The 14,299-nt window shown below is 65.4% G+C and carries 17 protein-coding genes, 3 tRNA genes and 1 pseudogene; 10 read left to right on the top strand and 11 right to left on the bottom strand.

Features of this window, described 5'->3' with window-relative positions:
- Nucleotides 1–2: 2 nt before the first annotated feature.
- From B7E02_RS03020 to B7E02_RS14905, 6 genes and pseudogenes are all read right to left on the bottom strand, one after another.
- Nucleotides 3–668: a response regulator gene (locus B7E02_RS03020; RefSeq protein WP_245802143.1), complete on the bottom strand. Its 666-nt coding sequence runs from the start codon at nt 666–668 to the stop codon at nt 3–5.
- Nucleotides 653–1,801, bottom strand: a complete 1,149-nt coding sequence (locus B7E02_RS03015; RefSeq protein ID WP_080792971.1) for a sensor histidine kinase — start codon at nt 1,799–1,801, stop codon at nt 653–655. The genes B7E02_RS03020 and B7E02_RS03015 overlap by 16 nt, the downstream gene beginning before the upstream one ends.
- Nucleotides 1,802–1,804: 3 nt before the next feature.
- Nucleotides 1,805–2,641, bottom strand: coding sequence for a hypothetical protein (locus B7E02_RS03010; protein ID WP_080792969.1), 837 nt, complete (start codon nt 2,639–2,641; stop codon nt 1,805–1,807).
- The gene (locus B7E02_RS03005) at nt 2,638–3,315 is read right to left on the bottom strand and encodes an ABC transporter ATP-binding protein (RefSeq protein ID WP_179129640.1); all 678 of its coding nucleotides are present in this window, start codon (nt 3,313–3,315) and stop codon (nt 2,638–2,640) included. The genes B7E02_RS03010 and B7E02_RS03005 overlap by 4 nt, the downstream gene beginning before the upstream one ends.
- Before the next feature lie 136 nt (nt 3,316–3,451).
- Nucleotides 3,452–3,527 (bottom strand) — tRNA-Arg (locus tag B7E02_RS03000).
- Between the two features lie 334 nt (nt 3,528–3,861).
- Nucleotides 3,862–4,145 (bottom strand): annotated as a pseudogene (locus B7E02_RS14905) (SLC13 family permease); the annotation flags it as partial.
- Here B7E02_RS14905 and B7E02_RS14305 point away from each other — a divergent pair.
- Nucleotides 4,117–4,263: a hypothetical protein gene (locus B7E02_RS14305; RefSeq protein WP_179129616.1), complete on the top strand. Its 147-nt coding sequence runs from the start codon at nt 4,117–4,119 to the stop codon at nt 4,261–4,263. The pseudogene B7E02_RS14905 and the gene B7E02_RS14305 sit on opposite strands and share 29 nt — an antisense overlap.
- 300 nt (nt 4,264–4,563) lie before the next feature.
- Here the strand turns inward: B7E02_RS14305 and mgtE are convergent, their stop codons facing one another.
- The 3 genes from mgtE to B7E02_RS02980 form a co-directional block, all read right to left on the bottom strand.
- The gene (gene mgtE / locus B7E02_RS02990; RefSeq protein WP_080792966.1) at nt 4,564–5,874 is read right to left on the bottom strand and encodes a magnesium transporter; all 1,311 of its coding nucleotides are present in this window, start codon (nt 5,872–5,874) and stop codon (nt 4,564–4,566) included.
- A gap of 129 nt (nt 5,875–6,003) precedes the next feature.
- Nucleotides 6,004–6,079: transfer RNA gene (locus tag B7E02_RS02985), tRNA-Arg, on the bottom strand.
- 1 nt (nt 6,080) lies between these two features.
- Nucleotides 6,081–6,172, bottom strand: a tRNA-Ser gene (locus tag B7E02_RS02980).
- A 138-nt stretch (nt 6,173–6,310) separates the two neighbouring features.
- Here B7E02_RS02980 and hisC point away from each other — a divergent pair.
- Both hisC and B7E02_RS02970 read left to right on the top strand, forming a co-directional pair.
- The gene (hisC, locus tag B7E02_RS02975; protein ID WP_080792965.1) at nt 6,311–7,339 is read left to right on the top strand and encodes a histidinol-phosphate transaminase; all 1,029 of its coding nucleotides are present in this window, start codon (nt 6,311–6,313) and stop codon (nt 7,337–7,339) included.
- Nucleotides 7,329–7,754, top strand: coding sequence for a phage holin family protein (locus B7E02_RS02970; RefSeq protein WP_080792963.1), 426 nt, complete (start codon nt 7,329–7,331; stop codon nt 7,752–7,754). Before hisC ends, B7E02_RS02970 begins: the two co-directional genes overlap by 11 nt.
- 41 nt (nt 7,755–7,795) lie before the next feature.
- On the opposite strand, the gene B7E02_RS02965 is transcribed toward B7E02_RS02970, so the two are convergent.
- Complete coding sequence (locus B7E02_RS02965; RefSeq protein WP_080792961.1) at nt 7,796–8,050, bottom strand: MoaD/ThiS family protein; 255 nt, start codon at nt 8,048–8,050, stop codon at nt 7,796–7,798.
- A gap of 47 nt (nt 8,051–8,097) precedes the next feature.
- Between B7E02_RS02965 and modA the strand changes: the two genes are divergently transcribed.
- The 7 genes from modA to B7E02_RS02930 are packed head-to-tail and all read left to right on the top strand — an operon-like array spanning nt 8,098 to nt 13,348.
- Nucleotides 8,098–8,856 (top strand): molybdate ABC transporter substrate-binding protein, encoded by a 759-nt coding sequence (gene modA, locus B7E02_RS02960; RefSeq protein ID WP_080792959.1) that lies wholly within the window; start codon nt 8,098–8,100, stop codon nt 8,854–8,856.
- A 49-nt stretch (nt 8,857–8,905) separates the two neighbouring features.
- On the top strand, nt 8,906–9,691 hold the full coding sequence (locus B7E02_RS02955; protein WP_080792958.1) for a molybdate ABC transporter permease subunit: 786 nt from the start codon (nt 8,906–8,908) through the stop codon (nt 9,689–9,691).
- A complete protein-coding gene (locus tag B7E02_RS02950; protein WP_080792956.1) occupies nt 9,691–10,881 on the top strand; it encodes a molybdopterin molybdotransferase MoeA in 1,191 nt (396 codons plus the stop codon). The genes B7E02_RS02955 and B7E02_RS02950 overlap by 1 nt, the downstream gene beginning before the upstream one ends.
- A 14-nt stretch (nt 10,882–10,895) precedes the next feature.
- Nucleotides 10,896–11,366: a cyclic pyranopterin monophosphate synthase MoaC gene (gene moaC, locus B7E02_RS02945; protein WP_080792955.1), complete on the top strand. Its 471-nt coding sequence runs from the start codon at nt 10,896–10,898 to the stop codon at nt 11,364–11,366.
- Nucleotides 11,363–11,842, top strand: a complete 480-nt coding sequence (locus B7E02_RS02940; protein WP_080792952.1) for a MogA/MoaB family molybdenum cofactor biosynthesis protein — start codon at nt 11,363–11,365, stop codon at nt 11,840–11,842. The genes moaC and B7E02_RS02940 overlap by 4 nt, the downstream gene beginning before the upstream one ends.
- Nucleotides 11,832–12,290: a molybdenum cofactor biosynthesis protein MoaE gene (locus tag B7E02_RS02935; RefSeq protein WP_080792950.1), complete on the top strand. Its 459-nt coding sequence runs from the start codon at nt 11,832–11,834 to the stop codon at nt 12,288–12,290. The genes B7E02_RS02940 and B7E02_RS02935 overlap by 11 nt, the downstream gene beginning before the upstream one ends.
- A complete protein-coding gene (locus B7E02_RS02930) occupies nt 12,287–13,348 on the top strand; it encodes a ThiF family adenylyltransferase (protein ID WP_080794385.1) in 1,062 nt (353 codons plus the stop codon). Before B7E02_RS02935 ends, B7E02_RS02930 begins: the two co-directional genes overlap by 4 nt.
- Here the strand turns inward: B7E02_RS02930 and B7E02_RS02925 are convergent.
- Nucleotides 13,335–14,249 carry a type IV toxin-antitoxin system AbiEi family antitoxin domain-containing protein gene (locus tag B7E02_RS02925; RefSeq protein WP_080792947.1) on the bottom strand — a complete coding sequence of 305 codons (915 nt, stop codon included), beginning with the start codon at nt 14,247–14,249 and terminating at the stop codon, nt 13,335–13,337. The two genes, B7E02_RS02930 and B7E02_RS02925, sit on opposite strands and share 14 nt — an antisense overlap.
- Nucleotides 14,250–14,299: the final 50 nt, after the last annotated feature.

Raw genomic sequence — 14,299 nt, 5'->3', positions numbered from 1 at the left:
GGTCACTCCACAGCGACGACCCCGGCGCGGAATGCCCAGATCACCAGCTGCACACGGCTGAGTGTTCCCGTCTTCGCCATCAACGAAGACAGGTGGGTCTTCACCGTGGAGGGTTCCAGCCACAGCGTCCGGGCGATCTCAACGTTGGTCAGGCCCTCACACAATTTCCGGAGACAATCCAACTCCCTCGGCGTGATGGCCGCCGCAGAGATACGGCCGGGTCTGTTGGGACTGCGGCGACGGGCGAACTCGGCGATGACGCGGCGGGTGAGGGAGGCGTCGACAAGCCCCTCCCCGCGCGCTGCGCGACGCACTCCCTCCACGAGTACCTCCGCCGGGGAATCCTTGAGCAGCACTCCGCAGGCGCCCGCCTCCAGGGCGCCGAAGACGTATTCGTCCAGATCGAACGTGGTGATCACCACAACCTCAGGGCGGGATCTGAGTTCGCGGATGGCGGCGGTCGCCTCGAGCCCGCTGCCGCCCGGCATGCGGATGTCCATGCACACGACATCGGGCTCCAGTGACCTTACCTGCATGACCGCGGCCTGCGCCGATGCGGCCTCACCCACCACCTCGATGTCATCGACGGACTGGAGGATCGTCGTCAAACCCACGCGCACCAGCGCCTCATCATCGACGACCACGACCCGGATCACGGAATCCTCCACTTCAGTCTGACAACCCAGCCCCCTGGAACCGGGCCCTGTTCAATCGTGGCCCCCACCGACTCCGCCCGTTCCGTCATTCCCAAGGTGCCTCTACCCTCCGCCGCCGGTGAAAAGCGTCCGATCGTGAGCACCTGAAGGCCACGTGCATGGAGGTTCACCTCCACTTGCGCGCCGGGGGCGTGTCTGCGGGCATTGGTCAAAGCCTCACGGAGAACCTGATGGGCACAGATCTGTTCCGCACGGGTGAGTTCCGGATCCAATCCTCCACCGCTGACGGAAATGGACATCCCCAGATCACGGCACTGGTCAAGGAGGATCGGGAGGTCACCGAGCTGTGGTTGCGGACGCATCGGAGCCGGCTCCTCCCCGCGCAACTGCCCAAGCGTGAGACGAATCTCAGAGAGCGCCTCAGAGGCACTGGTGGAAATCCGCTCCAGGCTGGCGCGGGCCGCCTCAGGATCACGATCGAACACTGCGCGGGCCGCGGTCGCCTGAATGGCGATCGCGGTGAGGTGGTGTGCGGTGGTGTCGTGCAATTCCCTGGCAATTCGCGTGCGTTCGGCCTCCACATCCGCTCTGCGGTGCTGCGCCGTCAATGCGCGCGAGCTACTCACAATCACCGCAATCAGCGCTCCAACCAGGGGGTCCATCCACGCGGACACGACACTGAGAACAATGAGGAGGGTAGGGCTCACGGTGAGGCCACCGACAATTGTTGTCCCGGAGTACACGGCGACGACTCCATAGACGACCGACAGCACCACAGTGCCGAGCAGCAGCACCGACCACGCGTATAGACGCGGCGCCGCGTGCCGGAGCAGAGCATATGACGCAAAGATCATGGCACCGTAGTTGACGGGCTCCGCCTGGGGCTCCTGCATCAGCGGAAGTAACCGCATCAGTGCCGCCGCCACCACGCCGGCGGTGAACACGGCGTAGGGATACGACCCGCGGAACATGAACACCCCGGCGTGAATAATCACGACGGTCGTGGCCGCCACCAGTGTCCACATCCCCATGCCGGGAACGAGTCCATCACCGAAAAAATACACGGTTCCGACACTGAGCAGCCACAACACCAGGAGTACACACGAGGCGAACCACGGTCCTTCCACCAGGGCAGACATGCGCATGATCTACAGAGTGTATCGTCTGACGCGGATCAGACCCCATGCGACGGCCAACACCGTCCACAGAGTCAGGACCCCCCACCCCGCCGCGATCGAAAGTGGAGCCTGCGGGGACACACCGACAGCGGATGCCGCAGCGTTCAGCGGCAGCCACGAGAAGTACCCGCCCTCCCAGCCGGCGAAGGTACCGACGGTATTCAGGAGGATGCCCAGCACGGCGACTCCGGCGATCACCGCCAGAGCCCGCCCCAGTGAACGAAGCGCGATCACCACCGCCGAGGACATGACGGCGATCAGAACAAGGGTCCCGATCCCCCGGAGCCACATCCCGAGAAGCTCCCACACACTGACGCTGATGTTGGTACCCTGCACCGCCGCAGCACCGTAGCCCACCGCCGCCACGGCGATCGCGGACACAACTCCCACCGCCGCGGTCAGACACGCCACCGCCCCCAGCGTGCCGACGGCCCACCTCAGTCGGCCACCGACCAGCAGCACCTTCCAGGTGACCGCGCCGTACCGGAACGACATCCCCGGGATCAACACCGCCAGCGCGATGACGACGAGAATGATCATGGGCATTCCCGATTGGAATGAACCGCTCACATCCAGAGCCATGAGCTGAAAACCCGGATTCTCCGGGGAATAGGCACCCAGATCAACACCCATTCCAGCGGCGGCCTCCGCATCCTGTGCACCGACCTGCGTCATCAACGAGGGGAGGGCCCACACCATCGCCGACCCGAACACCGCGGCCAGCACGACCAACGCAATGGTCACCTGCAGACTCCTCACCCGGGTCGCCGTGTACAACTCCGAGGCCGTGGCTCCCGTGCCGCTCATGACTTCGCTCCATCCGTGAGCGCGAAGTAGGCGGTCTCCAGATCGGAATCCCCCGCCAGATCGTCGAGTGGACCGGAAAACAGCGTTCTGCCGTGATCGATGATCACCACATCATCCGCGATGGCCGCCGCCTCCCGAAGATGGTGGGTGGCGATGACCACCGCCCTGTCCCCACCGACGAACTGACGCAGAAACTTACCCAGCCAGCGGATTCCCCCCGGATCAAGACCATTGGCTGGCTCATCAAGGATCAGCAGCCCCGGGTCCGTGAGCAATGCGAGCGCCAGTGCGACTCGTCTGCGCATGCCCAGCGAGTACCCGCCGATCCTGCGATCGGACTCCGCGGACATTCCGACGGTGTCCAGCAGGTCCCCCATCCGTTCCTCGTCCACACGCCCCGCCGCCAACGCCGCGGCGTGCAGCTGCTGACGTGCGGTGAGGCCGGGGTGGAGGCCGCCGTCGTCAAGCAATGTTCCGCAGGGCACACCGATGCTGTGCTCTCCCGTGGAGGGGACGAGACCGAGAATCGCCCGCAGTGCCGTCGACTTCCCCGCTCCGTTGGGCCCCAGCAGGACGGTGATACGGCCAGTCACCGCCCTCATACTCATCCCGTGCAGGACCCGTTTTCCTCCATAAGCCACAGACACATCCCGTGCCGATAGTGCAATCGTCATGCAGTGGATGCTATCGACGCCGCCGCCCCCACACATCGGCTCCGTGGGGGAATATGCGGCCTCCGCCATTTGGGCGAGGTGGATCGAAAATCGCGAAAACCCCAGGTAGATCATATGATCTACCTGGGGCTTTAAGTGGTGCGCCCGGAGGGATTCGAACCCCCAACCTTCTGATCCGTAGTCAGATGCTCTATCCGTTGAGCTACGGGCGCAACCTGCATGAATGCGCTGTGCGCCTTGATGCAACGTCTATTTACTCTACACCGGCCGCAATTTCCGAACAAATCCCGAGGTCAGCCACCGGTGCACAGTCCGCTTATGGAAGGACCAGACTGAAGACGGGGACGGCAACGAAGTAGGTGGCGAGCGTAACCAGTAAAAGCGCGATGACGTTGAGCCAGAAGCCCCCACGATCATGTCGACGATACGGCTGTAGCCGGGGGCGAAGGCGATCGCGTTGGGTGGGGTGTCCACGGGGAGAACAGGGAGAAGGACATTCTGTTCGCGATGGTCGGCGAGTCCGGTGCCGCTGGCCACACCACCCATGATCGGCAGGAATGTGGCCGCTGTCGCGGTGGTGGAGACCCACATTGACGCGAGTGCGGTGGCGATCATGAAGCCGCCGATCAGCTGCTCCGGTGTGGTTCCCACGAGCAGAATGGCATGCAGCGCGAGACGGCGGTGCGGATTCCACCGCTGAATCCCGAGGGTGAGGATGAAACCTCCCATGAACAGAAAGATCGTGGGGATGCGAAGGGATCGGCAATGTCGGCGAAGGGGATGATCTGAAGGAGGGGGAAGATGATCAGCGGCGGCATGGCGGTCACCGCCGCCGTGAGCCTCGCGGAGGGGTGCGTGCAGGTGGTCTCGGCATCCCTTTATTCCGCATTCACCGCCTCTGCGGTGCCGGCGGGGAAGATGGCCCACAGAACAGGGTCAGGCCGGTGACCTGCTCTCGGGCTTCAGCCCTGTTACCCAGCTTTAGCGGTGCCTGCGCGGATTGTTCAGTTGTCTGCATTGCAGCCACTTCACTCGCGTGTGCTCAACTTCGGTTCTCTTCGGCGCTCAACTGCGTGTCTTTGTCTGCCTGGAACAGCTGCCGCCACCCACGATGCTCAATGCCGAGCACTCGCCACGGGGTGATTAGCTTCCCTCTGACTATTTGATTTCAGGCAGAACATAACGAGAAGGGAATGGGCCGCGATGTTGGATTCCGCACCGGGTACCCCCAACGGACACCTCCGGGAATCAGATACCGAGAATCGCCTTCGCAATGAGGAAGTAGATGATGAGGCCGGTGGCATCGCAGAACGTGGAGATGAACGGGTTGGAGAACACCGCGGGATCGGCTCCCACGGCCTTCGCGATGATCGGCATGACGCCACCCACCGACGCAGCCATCGTGCAGATCGCCAGGAGAGTCAGCCCGATGACGCCACCCACGCTCCACCCGTACACGAAGGCGCCCAGGATAAAACCGAGCGATCCCAGCAACATTCCGAGCAGCAGTCCCACCCGGAGTTCCCTACCGAGTACGCGGAAGACATCTGACTTCCGGACATCACCCAACGCAAGTGCACGGGTGACCGTCGTCGCCGCCTGATTGCCGGTGTTGCCGCCGGTGCCGGTGAGCAGCGGAATGAACAGTGCCAGCACCACGGCCTTCTCGAGCGTCGCCTCGAACACCTCGAGAACCTGCACGGTGAGGATGGCGGAGAGCGCCAGGACGAGCAACCAGACGATGCGTGAGCGGACGAGCTTGCGCACGGGCGTGGAGAGGTAGGGGCGCAGCAGGGGTTCCGCACCACCGCCGCGCGCCGCGTCCTCCGCCTCCGCCTCCGCGACGATGTCATGCGCATCATCAAAGGTGAGCATGCCCACGAGCATGTCCGATTCGTCCACCACCGGTATGGCCACGAGATCCAATTGAACGAACCACCGGGCGGTATCCTCAGCGTCGTCCATGACGTGGGCCATCACCGGCTTCTTCATGATCGAGCTGATGTTCGCCGCCGGATCCGCCAGGAAGAGCTTGCGCAGTGACACCACCCCGACCACTCTGCGGTCAGCGTCCACGATCGGCAGGGTATAGATGGTCTCCGCATCCTTCGATGTGCTCCGGACGAGCTCACTGACCTCCGCGACGGTCAACGTGTCCCGGATCAGGAGGGTCTTCGGGGACATCAACCGCCCGACGGATCCCCGCGGATAGCCGAGGATCAACGTCGTGACGCGCTTTCCCTCGGCATCGAGGCTGCGCATCAGCCGTTCCGCGATGGGCGCGGGGAGTTCGTCGATGAGCGAGACACGGTCGTCGGGCTCCAGCTCCTCAAAGAACTCCAACACCTCGGAATCCTGGAATGCGCCGATCAGTTCCGCCTGGTGGCGGGGATCCAGCGCATCAAACACCGTGGCCGCGCGCTCCTTGCTCAGCAGCCGGAAGAGTACCGCCGCCTTGGCTGCGCTGGTGCGCTCGACGGTATCGATGACGTCCCTGATCGGTTCGGTTTCGAGTTGCTGCGCCAGTTCAGCAGCATTCTCCGCCTTCAGCATTGCCATAACGACACCTCCGCTTATCGACGCTCCACCCCCACCTCTTGCGGAGGTGACATTAGCCCAACGCCGCCCCCACGGCGACACGAGACGAAACAACCCCAGGTAGATCACGCGATCTACCTGGGGCTTTAGTGGTGCGCCCGGAGGGATTCGAACCCCCAACCTTCTGATCCGTAGTCAGATGCTCTATCCGTTGAGCTACGGGCGCATGGCGGAGACGAGAGGATTTGAACCTCCGGTCCACCGTTAAGTGGACAACTCATTAGCAGTGAGCCCCATTCGGCCGCTCTGGCACGTCTCCACGGCTGGATCAGACTCGCTGATTGCAACCGACTTGTACAGTACCGCGAGAATCAGAAATTTGACAAACTCCATGCTCACAGTAGGTTCCCTGCCGTGCCCAACGGAGGTGTCCACCCCCACTAGTAGGCTGGGCACCATGATTCGTGCCGATCTCGCTGATATCCCCACCTACATCCCGGGCAAGCGCATTGATAATGCCGTCAAGCTTTCCAGCAATGAGGCCAGTTTCCCTCCCCTTCCTGCGGCGATTGAGGCCATGGGCGCCGCCGCCGCAACCGCCAACCGCTACCCGGACATGGGTGCGATCAGACTGCGCGAGGTGTTGGCGGAGCATCTCGAACTCGGCGTCGACCAGGTTGCTGTTGGTTGTGGTTCCTCCGCACTGTGCCAGCAGCTGGTCCAGGTCACCTGCGCGGCCGGGGATGAGGTCATCTTCGCCTGGCGCAGCTTCGAGGCCTATCCGATCTTCGCCAGGGTCGCCGGCGCCACCGCAGTCGCCGTTCCCCTGCGCCCCGACACCCAGGACCACGATCTGGATGCCATGGCCGACGCCATCACCGACAGGACCCGTCTGATCTTCATCTGCAACCCGAACAACCCATCCGGGACCACGATCACGGAGCTACAGTTCCACGATTTCATGGCACGGGTTCCCGAAGATGTCGTTGTCGCCCTGGATGAGGCCTACTTCGAGTTCAACCGTGCCGGGGACACCCCGCTCGCCACGGAGGAGGTGCACCACTATCCCAATGTCATCGGATTGCGCACGTTCTCCAAAGCCTATGGTCTGGCCGGCGTCCGTGTCGGTTACGCCTTCGGCAATGAGGAGATTATCTCGGCGATGAACAAGGTCGCCATTCCCTTCGCCGTCAGCTCGGTTGCGCAGGCCGGGGCCCTGGCCTCCCTCGATGCCGGCGATCAGCTCCTGGAACGCCTCGAGGAGACAATCTCGGAACGGGATCGGGTTGCCGTGGCCCTGGGGGCGGATCCGAGCCAGGCCAATTTCGTCTGGTTGCCCGGCCCCGGCGCGCAGGAACTGGCCGGGAGGCTGGCGGCCCGGGGCGTGGTCATCCGTGCCTTTCCCGAGGGTGCACGTATCACGGTGACAACTGCGGCGGAAACGGACGCCCTGTTGAGGGCGTGGGAGGAGATCCATGTTGTCTAGTCTCTGGCACTTCCTGGTGCGCACAGCCGTCACGGCCGCGGCCCTGTGGGTGGCCATCAGGTTCCTCAGCGGGATCACGCTCACGGTTCCCTCGACCCCGCTCGTCGGCACCGGTGACTACGATCGGCTGTTGGTGTTCCTCGGGGTCGCAGCGATCATCGTCCTGCTCAACTCAACGGTCAAGCCGGTGCTCCGGGCCCTGGGCCTTCCCCTGACCATTCTCACCCTGGGGCTTTTCGCCCTGGTGATCAACGCATTCATTTTCCTCGTGGCCGAGTGGATCTCGAATGCCCTTGGGCTCGGACTGAGTATCGCCACCTTCGGCGACGCCTTTTTCGGAGCCATCATCATGGCCGTGGTCAGCTGGATCCTGGGGCCGATCACCGGTGTGCTCGGGGGGAAGGCGCAACGGTGAGCAGGGGGCGCCCCCTGGCGTCGATAAGCGGAGGCGGTGTGTCAGCCTCCGGCGAAGGGAGGGAGCACGTCCACGCGGGTGGCTCCGCTGAGGGAGTCGGCGGGTCTGGCGGCGCGGCCGTCGATGAGAAAGGTGCAGCGGGTGAAGACCTCCGCCAGCGTCATGCCGGCGGCGGTTCCGGTGTGCAGTCCTCCCAGCAGGTCGAGCAGCTGCCCGAGGGTGGAGCCGGTTTCCGGAAGGGTCTCCTGCGTCCGCCCCCTGGCGGCGCGCGCGGCGGCGAAATAGTGGATCTCCATGGCACCTCCCTGGGCTAAGCTGACACAATCATAAGAAAGGCCCTCCCGTGAAGCAAGATCTCCTCCACCTGGTGGCCCTTGCCGCCAGCGTCAGCACCTGCCTGAGCGTGACCGGCTGCGGCACCGCCGAATCCCCCGCCCACGCGACCGTCTTCGCGGCGGCCTCGCTGGGCAGTGTCGGTGGGGATCTGGCGGTGGCGTTCGAGAGCGAGCACCCGGGTTCCGGGATCACCTTCAACTTCGCGGGTTCCTCCGCGCTGCTGCGCCAGATTGGTGAGGGCGCGCCGGCCGACATCTTCATCCCCGCCGATGTCCCCACCATGGACCGGGCCCGTGAGCTACCCGAGTTCGTCGATGCCGACCCCGCCATCATCGCCAGCAACACCCTGGTCCTGGCTACCTCCAGCGAAAATCCCGCGGGGATCACCTCACTTGCGGACGTGCGCACCTCCCGCATCGCCATCTGCGCCCCCGAGGTGCCCTGCGGCGCGCTGGCCCACCGGGTCCTCGAACGCTCCGGCGTCTCCCCTGGCATGAGCACGGAGGAGGCCAATGTCACCGATGTGGCGACGCGGATTTCCACCGGGGCCGTGGACGCCGGCTTCGTGTACTCCACCGATGCGCGGGCGCTGTCCGACTCCGGGGAGATCACCGTCATTGAGCTGCCGGGGGCTGAACCCACGCTGTACCCCCTGGCGCTGACCACATCCGGTCGCAGCAATGAGGTGGCCGGGGCATTCACCGCCTTTCTGGGAAGCGAACGTGCCAGGGACATCCTCGACGACCACGGATTCGGTCGTGGCTAGGCAAGAGGCGCGATCTGCGACCAGAACAGGGGCACCGCGCAATTACATCATGCCCGGCTGGCTGCTCATCCCGGCGGGCCTCGGGCTGCTGGTGCTGATCGGTCCGCTGCTCTCACTTGTTCTCCGCATCCCCTGGAACAGGAGCCCGCAGCTGCTGTCGGATCCGGCCGCCCTGGAGGCGATGGGGCTGTCACTGTGCACCGCGGGTATCGCCACGGTGCTGTGCCTCCTGTTGGGTCTGCCCCTGGCGCTTGCGCTGCACCTGTGCTCGCGCAGGTATCCGCGCACCGCGACGGCCGTGTCGCTGCTGGTCTACGCCCCGCTGGTGCTCTCCCCCGTGGTGTCGGGTCTGGCCCTGATTTTCCTATGGGGGCGTCGCGGTGTGATCGGTGCGCACCTGGGCTTCGACATCGCCTTCACCACCACCGCCGTCATCGTGGCGCAGGTCTTCGTGGCGCTGCCCTTCTTCGTATCCACCGTCTCCACGGCGCTGCGCGGCATTCCCCCGAGTTTCGAGGAGATCGCAGCCACCGAGGGTGCCAGCCGGTGGCAGGTCCTCTGGAGGGTGGTCATCCCGCTGAGCATGCCGGGCATTCTCACCGGAATGGTCCTGGGGTTCGCCCGCGCCCTCGGCGAATACGGGGCGACACTGACCTTCGCGGGTAATATCGCCGGCACAACCCGAACCGTCCCCCTGCACATCGAGCTCGCCCTGAGCTCCAATGACATGGATCAGGCACTGGGGGCGGTGATCATGCTGCTGGCCATCTATTGTCTGATCATAGGCGCGATCGGAGTAGTCGCCATGATCACCAGGCAGAGAGGATACCGCTGATGTCACGGTCCCCGGAGGAACACCTCGACGCGGTCCGGGCGCTGCTGCCCGGACCGCGCACCGAACGGGTCAACCTCGATGCCGCCCTGGACCGCCGGCTCGCTGAGGCGGTCACCGCCAGGTGGGATTCGCCGCGCTTCGACAACTCCCAGATGGACGGGTACGCGGTGGGCCCGGCACATCTTGGCGGGGGCATCTTCCCCGTCGGCCCGACGCTGGCCGCCGGAACCGACCCCGATCAGCTCTACCCACTGGGCCTGCGTTCGCGGGTCTGCCCCATCATGACCGGTGCGCGCCTGCCCCGCGGCACCGCGGCCGTGGTGCCGGTGGAACGCACAGACGAGGGGGTGTTCACCGGGGAGGGCCGCTCCGTCGGCCTTCCCCCCGCCACCGCCGGAGATTTCCTCCGGGCACGCGGCTCGGACATCGCAGCCGGCACCGAGATCATCCCCGCGGGAACCGTGCTCGGCCCCGTTCACCTCGGTCTTCTCGCCAGCCAGAGCATCGCAGGGGTGACGGTGTTCAGGCGGCCGAGAATTGTCATCGTCACCGGTGGCACCGAGATCACCAGCACACCATCCGCGGCCACGATCCCCGACGCCAACGGACCACTGCTCCGCGGGCTCGCGGCGCGGACGGGCATGGAGATCCTTGAACATCTGCGCACCAATGACAACCCCGCCCGGCTGGCACTGGACCTGGAGCACTGCATCAACCGCCACCAGCCCGATGCCATCATCACCTCCGGTGGGATCAGCCTGGGACGCTTCGAGGTGGTCAGGCAGGTTCTGGAGACAACCCCGGGTGCCTGGTTCGGCCACGTGGATCAACAACCCGGGGGCCCCCAGGGGCTCGCCCTCCTCCACGGCACCCCCGTGATCTGTCTGCCGGGCAACCCGGTGTCCACGCTGGTCAGCTTCGTCCTCTTCCTCCCCGCCGGCTTCAGCCACCGGCCGTGGAACTGTGTGGACGCGGTGATCGACCGGGAGGTCACCGGCCTGCCCGGGGGCCGGGAGCAGTTCCTGCGGGGCACCTTCGTTGGCGTCGATACGCAACTGGTGGCCACGCCCCTGGACGGCACCGGATCGCATCTGCTCGCCCGCGCCGCGGGCGCGACCTGTCTTATCCGGGTGCCCGCCGGCACTACGGTGGAGGCAGGCTCCGCCGTGCGGATCTACCCGCTTCCATAGAAAGGCCCCGCTTCATGAGTGAATTGACGCATATGAGAGCCGACGGCTCCGCGCACATGGTGGATGTCACGGAAAAGCCGGAAAGCACACGCACCGCCGTTGCGGAGGGCATCGTGCGCACCCGCGCGGACGTGGTCGCCCGCATTTTCGAGGCGGACCTGCCCAAGGGTGACGCGCTGCCGGTGGCGCGCATCGCCGGGATCATGGGCGCGAAAAAGACCCCGGAGATCATTCCGCTGTGCCACCCGCTGCCACTGGGCGGGATCTCCGTGGACTTCGAGCGTCTGGCGGACGGCATCCGGATCGAGGCCGCAGTGAAGACCCGTGGCACCACAGGCGTGGAGATGGAGGCGTTGACCGCCGTCAGCTGCGCCGCCCTGACCATCATCGACATGATTAAGGCCGTGGACAAACTCGCGGTGATCGAGGGTGTCCGCGTGCTCGGGAAGTCCGGCGGAACCTCCGGCGATTGGAGCGTGTCATGAGGACGGCTCTGGTGGTGGTCTCCTCCACCCGCGCCGCGGCCGGGGACTATCCCGACCGCTCCGGTCCGGTGCTGGTCTCCTGGCTTCGCTCACGTGGTTTCGACGTGCCCGAGGCGACCGTGGTCTCCGATGCCGAGCTCACGCACGTCCTGTCCGGAATCCTCGGCGACCGCCCGGGACTGCCCAGCGTGCTCCTGACCTCGGGCGGCACCGGGCTCTCCGATGACGATCGGACGATCGATGTGATCGCACCCCATCTGGACAGGGAGATACCGGGAATCGCCCACGCCTTCTGGAGCCACGGGATGCAGCAGCTGTCCACCGCGGTGCTCTCCCGCACCCTCGCCGGCGTCATCGGCACCACCTTCATCATGGCCGTGCCGGGATCAGTCGGCGCCGCCCGCGACGCCACGGCCGTGCTCGACCCGCTTCTGGATCACATCCTGGCGATTCTGGGCGGCGATCATGACCACTGATCCGGCCCGCGACGGGAACCACGGCGGCCATCTCATCGATGCGCTCATCAGCGAAGGCCCGCTGGAGGAGCTGCTTCCCGACGCCAGGTCCGCCACCGCCACCGCCGCGATGGGTGCGGTGATCACCTTCGAGGGCGTGGTGCGCGACCACGACGGCGGACACCACGTGTCCCTGCTGACCTACACCGCCCACCCCTCCGCGAAGCAGGTGATCATCGACGTCGGACTGGAGGTGGCCGCCGGGCACCCCCACGTCCGCCTGTGGACGGCGCACCGCACCGGAGCCCTGCGCGTCGGCGATGTCGCCTTCCTTGTCGTGGCGGCGGCCGCGCACCGAAGGGAAGCCTTCGCGGCCTGCTCCGCACTCGTCGACGCAGTCAAGGCCGGTGTCCCGATCTGGAAGGAACAGCAGCTCAGCGACGGTTCCACGGAGTGGGTGGGGCTGTGAGGCGCTCCGAGATCGCCCGCTACCGCAGACAGGTCACCCTGCTGGGGCAGGACAGGCAGCAAAAGCTTCTTGACGCCCGCGTCGCCGTCATCGGCGCCGGCGGACTGGGCTCACCCGCCCTCCTCTACCTCGCCGGTGCCGGAGTCGGGCGGGTGCTGATCATCGACGCGGACGAGGTCGACCTGTCCAATCTGCACCGCCAGATCATCCACACCACCGCGGGCGTCGGGCGGCCCAAGACCGACTCCGCACGCGAGGCGATGTTGGAGCTGAATCCTTCCATAAGCGTGACGGTGGTCCGAGAACGCCTGAGCTGGGAAAATGCCGGGGAACTGCTCACGGGCCATGACATGGTCCTGGACGGCTCCGACAATTTCGAAACCCGCCACATCGCATCCCGGGCCGCAGCCAGCCTGGGCATCCCCCACATCTGGGCCTCGATCCTTGGTTTCGATGCCCAGCTCAGCGTCTTCTGGGCCGGTCACGGCCCCATCTACGAGGACCTCTTCCCCGCTCCTCCCCCACCCGGATCGGTCCCCTCCTGCTCGCAGTCCGGTGTCCTCGGTCCCGTCGTCGGAGTGGTGGGCTCGGCCATGGCGGTGGAGGCCGTGAAGCTGATCACGGGCATCGGCACGCCGCTGCTGGGCACGCTCGGCTACTACTGCTCACTGGAGGGCACATGGGAGTACATCCCGGTGCGCGCCGATCCGCGGACGGTGCCCCGGGTCCTGGCGCATGTCGGCGCCTCCAGCTCCTCAACGGAGCTTCTCGACGTCCCCCGCGTGCCCTCCCCACCACCGGGCACCGCGCTTATCGACGTCCGCGAGGCAACCGAGTTCAACGCCTACTCGATCCCGGGCGCCGTGAATGTTCCGCTGTCCGCCATTCGGGCGGGCGAGATCCCCACCGAAGTGGAGACAGGCTCGGAGGTTGTGTTCTACTGCGCCTCCGGTGTGCGCTCAGCCCAGGCGGTGGCGATTCTGCATGCGGCCGGTTTCAGCTCCATGAGCAGCCTCGACGGTGGAATCGAGGGATGGCTGGACGCTACAGGGGCCTGATCTCCATATGCCATTCCCACACGGGCGACTCCACGATACCGGCGAGCCGGGCCGTGGGATTTCTCCCGCGGAACTCTCGGATCTTCTCGAGCAAACCCAGGACCTCCACCGCGTGGAATTGGATGCAATCGCCGGAGACGCGCAGCGCCGTCCACCCCGCCACCTGCGCATGATTGGTTTTCCAGCGGTCGAGGACGAAGGCGGCGTTGTGCTCGCCGGCGTGAAACCGACGGCTGTCCACATCAATGAGCACCCCTAGTTCACGAAGGCACACATCCCATTTATAGCCACCCACCTTAAAGTTCTGGGTGGTGACAAAACCATGCCGACGCAACTTGTCCACGAAGGCCCTCTCCAGAGCGCTGTCGGTACCGGTGGAGCAGTTCTGCAGGAATTCCGCCAACCGTGATTTCGACGAGGTGGCCAGCGCGGCGAGCTCACCGTCGAGACGCAGGTTGCCACGGTAGGAGCCGAACTCCTTCTCGGCGACCAGGCGCAACCGCGATTCAGGCACGGACCCCTCCTCCAGGCAGGTGCCGATTGCATCCGCAAGCAACACCACGCGGTACCCCTCGATTTCACACTGCGCCGACCTCCGGGAGCGGCGGAGGTGGAGGATGGCGGGGGTGCCGGTACCGTGTACCACACTGGAAACCCGCAGGCAGATGGGTAAATTCGGGGTAGTGTACTGGTGGAGTGCGATCGCGGTGGCGCCATCGACCACAGCCTCCGGTCTGGCTGCGGTGACTGCCTTCAGCACTTCGAGGGGATCAGGATCCCTGAGTGCGTAGATGCCTCTGCACAGCCTGCGGATCTTTTCCGCGCGAACCGCCCGTGTGATTGAGGCCGATGACTTTCCGGCGGCGAGCAGCTCGTGGCGGGTCCACACCGTTTTCTCCATGTCATGTATGACATCGTAGAGCCGACTGAGGTTCCCGGCCGTTTCCGACC

It is taken from the genome of Corynebacterium pacaense (assembly GCF_900169525.1).
GTDB lineage: Bacteria > Actinomycetota > Actinomycetes > Mycobacteriales > Mycobacteriaceae > Corynebacterium > Corynebacterium pacaense.
This window is presented reverse-complemented; position numbering and strand designations above follow the sequence as displayed.